General features: G+C 33.4%; 10 protein-coding genes and 1 pseudogene. All 11 read right to left on the bottom strand.

The annotated features are described in order from the left end of the window. Nucleotides 1-212, bottom strand: a pseudogene (locus tag ACJML3_RS02035) (DNA cytosine methyltransferase); the annotation flags it as partial. 155 nt (nt 213-367) lie between these two features. Then, entirely contained in the window at nt 368-646 is a 279-nt protein-coding gene (locus ACJML3_RS02040) for a hypothetical protein (protein ID WP_405283822.1), read from the bottom strand. Between the two features lie 52 nt (nt 647-698). Beyond that, nucleotides 699-1,136: a hypothetical protein gene (locus tag ACJML3_RS02045; RefSeq protein WP_406020183.1), complete on the bottom strand. Its 438-nt coding sequence runs from the start codon at nt 1,134-1,136 to the stop codon at nt 699-701. Nucleotides 1,137-1,169: 33 nt separating this feature from the next. Then, on the bottom strand, nt 1,170-1,613 hold the full coding sequence (locus ACJML3_RS02050; protein ID WP_406020185.1) for a hypothetical protein: 444 nt from the start codon (nt 1,611-1,613) through the stop codon (nt 1,170-1,172). Nucleotides 1,614-1,615: 2 nt separating this feature from the next. Further along, the gene (locus ACJML3_RS02055; RefSeq protein WP_405283829.1) at nt 1,616-1,864 is read right to left on the bottom strand and encodes a hypothetical protein; all 249 of its coding nucleotides are present in this window, start codon (nt 1,862-1,864) and stop codon (nt 1,616-1,618) included. Between the two features lie 58 nt (nt 1,865-1,922). Next, nucleotides 1,923-2,513, bottom strand: coding sequence for a hypothetical protein (locus tag ACJML3_RS02060; RefSeq protein ID WP_405283831.1), 591 nt, complete (start codon nt 2,511-2,513; stop codon nt 1,923-1,925). Then, a complete protein-coding gene (locus ACJML3_RS02065) occupies nt 2,514-2,678 on the bottom strand; it encodes a hypothetical protein (RefSeq protein WP_405283833.1) in 165 nt (54 codons plus the stop codon). Beyond that, the gene (locus ACJML3_RS02070; protein WP_406020188.1) at nt 2,675-3,310 is read right to left on the bottom strand and encodes a hypothetical protein; all 636 of its coding nucleotides are present in this window, start codon (nt 3,308-3,310) and stop codon (nt 2,675-2,677) included. Before ACJML3_RS02070 ends, ACJML3_RS02065 begins: the two co-directional genes overlap by 4 nt. A gap of 70 nt (nt 3,311-3,380) precedes the next feature. Continuing rightward, nucleotides 3,381-3,722: a hypothetical protein gene (locus ACJML3_RS02075; RefSeq protein WP_406020190.1), complete on the bottom strand. Its 342-nt coding sequence runs from the start codon at nt 3,720-3,722 to the stop codon at nt 3,381-3,383. Between the two features lie 117 nt (nt 3,723-3,839). Continuing rightward, nucleotides 3,840-4,100, bottom strand: a complete 261-nt coding sequence (locus ACJML3_RS02080; RefSeq protein ID WP_405283841.1) for a hypothetical protein — start codon at nt 4,098-4,100, stop codon at nt 3,840-3,842. Between the two features lie 47 nt (nt 4,101-4,147). Continuing rightward, complete coding sequence (locus tag ACJML3_RS02085; RefSeq protein WP_405283843.1) at nt 4,148-4,480, bottom strand: hypothetical protein; 333 nt, start codon at nt 4,478-4,480, stop codon at nt 4,148-4,150. Nucleotides 4,481-5,291 lie beyond the last annotated feature (811 nt).

Here is a 5,291-nt window from a genome sequence, read left to right on the forward strand (position 1 = left end):
GACCTTGTTGGATTGCCGTTTTCGTCAAAAAATCCCTTTTGCTTACCTGCAATAGATATATCAGTACACGGGAAGCCGTAGGTTATTAAATCCAAATCTTTTGGTAATTTTGCAGTATCAACCTTTGTAACATCTCTAAGATTTAAATCTTCTGATACTTCATGTATCTGAGAATATGCCTTACTTGCATATTTATCTATCTCACAGTAATTAACTAGAGTAAAGTCATACCCCCCCTACGTAAAGCAGACTCAAAAGCACCGATACCTGAAAATAAACTTAATAATCTAATCATAAAATTCCTTTATTTATTGTTGAACATGTAATACATGATACGTCATTTTATCTAAGTTGTCAAGACATTTGTTTATGAATTTAAAACTCTCTCATCGTTAGATATTTCTAACTCCATGTAATGTAAGCCATTGCCACTATCGTCTTTAGTTAGTGTCTTTTTAATAATCTCATAATCAAAATAATAAATTACATCTAACAACTTTATATTTGAAAAATGCACAAATCTCTCTCTGTGTTCTCTGAGGAAGATGTTGTTGTGCCTTAACTTATTGTTGTCAAACCAATGCACTTCGATTGCAATTCTATAGCCTATTGGTTTGTTTGTATGAAAAAACTCCATCAAAGTCATAATTAGTTTTCCTTAATGCCAAAAACCTTAAATCATAATTAACACTACCTTATTATTTTAAAAAGCCAAACAAACCTGATGAATTTCTTTTATACGTGTCGTTTTCGCCTGTATGATAAGCATCCATTATAATATTGTGCATAAGTTCTTGTGGGATGCGTACATCACCACTAAGGAAAGTCTGCGGAATAATGTCTAACATCACACATGACTTGAGGCCGATAGGCTTGTCATCTTCTCCCATGCACCATGAATCCACATGCCATTGATCTTTTATTACGCTAAATTCAAGCAGGTATAAGTATTCAGGTTTGATGTTTATTGTTCCGATTTCGTTTCCTGCGACACAATCTTTCCAACCACCTGAAACTACAAAACCACCTGCATTTGATATGTTTAATCTAAGTATAAATCTCGATATTTCATTTTTGCCATGCATCGGCTCGTTGTCGAGCCATTTGATTAAATGTAAATAATCTCTAACTTTCATAATTAACCCCTCAACGTACAGATCTTTCCACGATCATAACTCTATACAAGCAACAATTTCAACGTCAATATCCCAATCTTCATCATCGTCAACAAAACTTATCGTCATTTCTGAAACATAAGATTCAAGCATTTGCTGGTCAAACACATTTTGAAATTTGTTGAAATCTAAACCGAGTTTTAACTTAAAATTCATGTGCTGATAATTATCTATATCCAGCACCCTAATTCTAGTGTTTAACTTGCAGAATGTTGACGGAAGATTATTTATTACTTCCTCAACAGTTCTGTCTCTAAAACAGTCGGGATCTGTTATTTGATAAACAGTCTGTTTAACTTGACTGTATAATTCTGTTTGCATAAGTTTATATGCTCTGTTAAAACCTAATTCATACGCCTGTTTTACTGAAATATCGTCAGAGTTTTCACAATCGGTTCTATACCAATTTTTCATCACAATATTCTTTTTGTCTATCATGCTTATTCCTTATATACCACTACGGCATACGTTGTTTTTTTGTCTTTTTCGATAAATTTAACTTCCTTTACAAAATATTTATCACAAAATCTTTGTATATCTTCGAGGGTTTGCCATGAAAACTGTGCCCTGCACGAGTTAGAGTTATCAATAATAAACAACTGTATTTTTAAACCCCTTTCAAACACTTGTGCCTCCTCTGGTTCTTTTTCTAAAACGGATTTTAAGAACTTGTCTGATAATCCAACCATTGTTTTCTCCTTGCTTTTATAAGATAATTCTAGCAAAATAACTTTGTGTTGTCAACAATTAAATCCATTTAATTACAGGATCACCCTTGTAACCTTTTTGGAATATAAACCATGCAAAACACATTGTAGAACTCTTGTATTTGTCCATAGCACCATCTCTGTAAGTGTTAGTTCTCTTTCTGAATACGCACACGTACTTAGGTGGATATTTGTCAAAAAATTCCTTTCTTCTTTCACTTTCTAAGAACTGTATCTTCTGTAATGAACAGATATAATCACCCTCGTTAATTAAATCCATTCCATGTGATATAAACTCAGTGGAAAGTTTAAATGGAGTGTTCTCTACTATCATACAGCCATTATTACAGCACTCAGGAAGTCTATCTACCAACAGATAATCTCCTACAATGGTATCGTGCCATCCTCTGTCTACTATGTCATATCCTGTAACATTGTGACCTCTAGACTCAAACACGTTTGCAATATGCCCCATACCTACAGAACTTTCTACAATTTGATACGGAATTTCTATATGATTCGATTCTAAAAATTCTATAAGACTGTCTACTGCTTTTGGATCTGTAGAGTAAAAATCATCCTGCTGTCTTTCAGTGTTCGTATTAACACCCAATGCTCTAAATACTGCCATTTATTTTTTATCCTTGTAAATGCTTTCCTGTTCGTTTCTGTATTCAAATAACTGTTTCATAAAATCTTTGTTACCTCTCATTTCTTCTTCTGCATAGAAAAAACCAATAACAAAACCAATAACCAAACTTAAAATGATTATAACTGCAATAACTAAATAACTCATACTGAACCAACCTTTTCTAACCATCTATGATATGCAGGACTTCTCTTAATCTGCTCTATATGTTCTAAACGCTTTATCGGATCGCTTGTCTCATTTACCACTTTTGCTATCGTTGTACGTGATAAATTGAAATACTTACCTGCTTCTCTCACATTCTTAAATTCCATGTCTCCTATCTTGTGAGTTTTCTTTGCCTGTTTACACAACGCCTCGGCTAAACTCTTATTGTTATTCAAGCGAGTAGATACTGTAGCGGAAGTTAATCCGTATGCCCTTGCTCTTTCGCTTTTTGACTTAAACACATTTCCCAAATGGTCAGTACACTCTTTCTCTTTTTCATGTGGAGGTGTGGTCAGAATTTGTTCCAATGTCATTGTGTGCTTACTTAATCTGCTGAAATACAGAGATTTGTCTATATTGTAATGTTTGCACATCGTATAAAGGTTTGCAAATTCTCTGCCTAAATGATCAAAAACAGGTGCATTGTAATGGCCTGCTTCTGTCTCTAAAGCAGTCTGCAAATCCCAGTTATATCTCAGTCTTGCTCTTACAAGAGTAGGATCTCTATCGTAAGATTTGCACATTTCACTAAAACTACTGTAAGTTATTCCATGATGATCTACACAGTTCATTTTTAACTCCTTTCTCTTTATTAAACATGTGTTACATTGTACTATTGTTTTACTATAATGTCAAGAGTTTTTATACAAGATTTTCTAAAATTCGATTCTGTGATAAGGATTTTAAAAAATTCAACATAACCTCTTTAAATTCATAATCAGAATATTTTTTTAAAATAAAATCAATTTCCTTTTCACAAAACTCTTTTCTTTCCTCGGCACTCATGCAACGGAACAGTTTTCTCATACGCTTGCATAGTCTGTAACCTTTATGGGTAATCTTGCGAACCTCGCTTATCTCTTTTCGTTCGGACTTAATCCACGCATACAGTTCCCTAGTATTATCTGTAATCAGAACCGAATAATGTAATCCCAAACGGAATTTATCTTCTTTAGACAGATTAGATAATTTTCTAATGTTCATGTTTACCTCAGTCAAACCAATCATCGTTATCGTTTACTGCATCTGCTATACAGATCAATATGAAAATAAGGCAGGCTATAGCCAAAAACACATTAACAATATCAATACCATCCATACTTATGCTTCCCAAAAATCAATATGCCGAATCCAATCCAAGTCAAACCACTCATGCCAATTCTTTAAATCAGAAATTGTACAATCTATAAATACTCCCTCCTCGGCTACACAGAACACAGGATCGTATACTGAACCCGCAACACATAATGAACAGTTTGTCTTGCTGTCAGATAAATGCTTTAAATATTCTGCTTTTGCCTTTTCCATAGAATTAAAACATTCATGCGAATTACCAGCGTCATCTTTTACATAATATCTCATTTGCTTCTCCTGAAAAGTTAGGTTTATATTCAATTCAAAAACGGATTCTAAATTTTAATATTCCAGCGTAATTTATGCTGGGGATTGTTATTAGGATTAAATTCTTCCGTCACTTCAATATCAGTAATCTGTCTGATAATGTCGTATATAGGGGATAAAATGGTTTTAAATGCACCATCAGTATACAGCTTACCGATTCCATTAAAAATAGTAATTTTAAAACCAATACCAACCTCGTTCGCTGGGGCTGAACGGATATTCACAACACTTTTATTTTCAAACTGATAAAAGCATAAATCCATGTTGATATTATTAGCTTTGGCCAGCTCTTTTAATCTTAAATAAAAGTTAAAACTGCTTATCATTTCTAAATCTGTCATTGTTTTCTCCTGAAAAGTTTATATATGATTAAAGTCAAAAACGGATTCTGTAAGGGGGCTGTATTGTTTTATGTCAAACAATGCCACCCAAAAACGGATTCTGTTTTTATAAAATTTATAAAATGCAAGAAAAATGATTTTAAGGTGTATTTATATATTCGTGAATCATATCTTCCACGTTCTTAAAAGCAAAACAAAACTTGCACCTGCTTAACACATGCTGTGGACTTCTGCCGTTTTCATACAGACAATCTGCCAGGCAAGTATCTGTTTTCAATAGGGTTTTGCATTTGTTATCAATTTCATTCTGTATTGCATATACAACATCTAATGCTCTATAATCATCCTCTGCACTGAATTTGTAATTGTTCCATTTTGCATACCTCTCATGATTCGTTCCTATGTTCTTTTTCTTTATGATAATTTTATAATTCATGTTACCTCTCAATAAAACTCAGTATTGTTTGTCATAATCATTATGTCGGCAAGGTTTTGAAAAAGTGTCACCTGACTAAATACCTGTAATGCTCGCAACCATGACGGCCACGCTCGCTGTTAATGCTTATATAATACTGCTTTTAATTTGGTTTGTCAAATGTTTTTTGGTTTTATTTGAAATTATCTGCACTGTAGAATAATTATGGATGATAATGATAATCAAGACGCTGGCCATAAGCCAAATAAAAAAGCGAGTAAACCTTGCCGAAAACAACCAAAGGAAAAGAAAAACCAGCAAGGTCACTCGCAAATCGGAGTATAAAATGTTGATAAAACGGCTGGCATTGTCAAAAAGCAGTTAGAACGAACCGTA

Source organism: Succinivibrio sp. (assembly GCF_045124615.1).
Lineage (GTDB): Bacteria > Pseudomonadota > Gammaproteobacteria > Enterobacterales > Succinivibrionaceae > Succinivibrio > Succinivibrio faecicola.

What these genes read in the sequence shown, in the direction of transcription:
- ACJML3_RS02040 (WP_405283822.1), bottom strand. Translation starts at nt 646, where the DNA reads ATGACTTTGATGGAGTTTTTTCATACAAACAAACCAATAGGCTATAGA.
- ACJML3_RS02080 (WP_405283841.1), bottom strand. Translation starts at nt 4,100, where the DNA reads ATGAGATATTATGTAAAAGATGACGCTGGTAATTCGCATGAATGTTTT.
- ACJML3_RS02085 (WP_405283843.1), bottom strand. Translation starts at nt 4,480, where the DNA reads ATGACAGATTTAGAAATGATAAGCAGTTTTAACTTTTATTTAAGATTA.
- ACJML3_RS02050 (WP_406020185.1), bottom strand. Translation starts at nt 1,613, where the DNA reads ATGATAGACAAAAAGAATATTGTGATGAAAAATTGGTATAGAACCGAT.
- ACJML3_RS02070 (WP_406020188.1), bottom strand. Translation starts at nt 3,310, where the DNA reads ATGAACTGTGTAGATCATCATGGAATAACTTACAGTAGTTTTAGTGAA.
- ACJML3_RS02055 (WP_405283829.1), bottom strand. Translation starts at nt 1,864, where the DNA reads ATGGTTGGATTATCAGACAAGTTCTTAAAATCCGTTTTAGAAAAAGAA.
- ACJML3_RS02075 (WP_406020190.1), bottom strand. Translation starts at nt 3,722, where the DNA reads ATGAACATTAGAAAATTATCTAATCTGTCTAAAGAAGATAAATTCCGT.
- ACJML3_RS02065 (WP_405283833.1), bottom strand. Translation starts at nt 2,678, where the DNA reads ATGAGTTATTTAGTTATTGCAGTTATAATCATTTTAAGTTTGGTTATT.
- ACJML3_RS02045 (WP_406020183.1), bottom strand. Translation starts at nt 1,136, where the DNA reads ATGAAAGTTAGAGATTATTTACATTTAATCAAATGGCTCGACAACGAG.
- ACJML3_RS02060 (WP_405283831.1), bottom strand. Translation starts at nt 2,513, where the DNA reads ATGGCAGTATTTAGAGCATTGGGTGTTAATACGAACACTGAAAGACAG.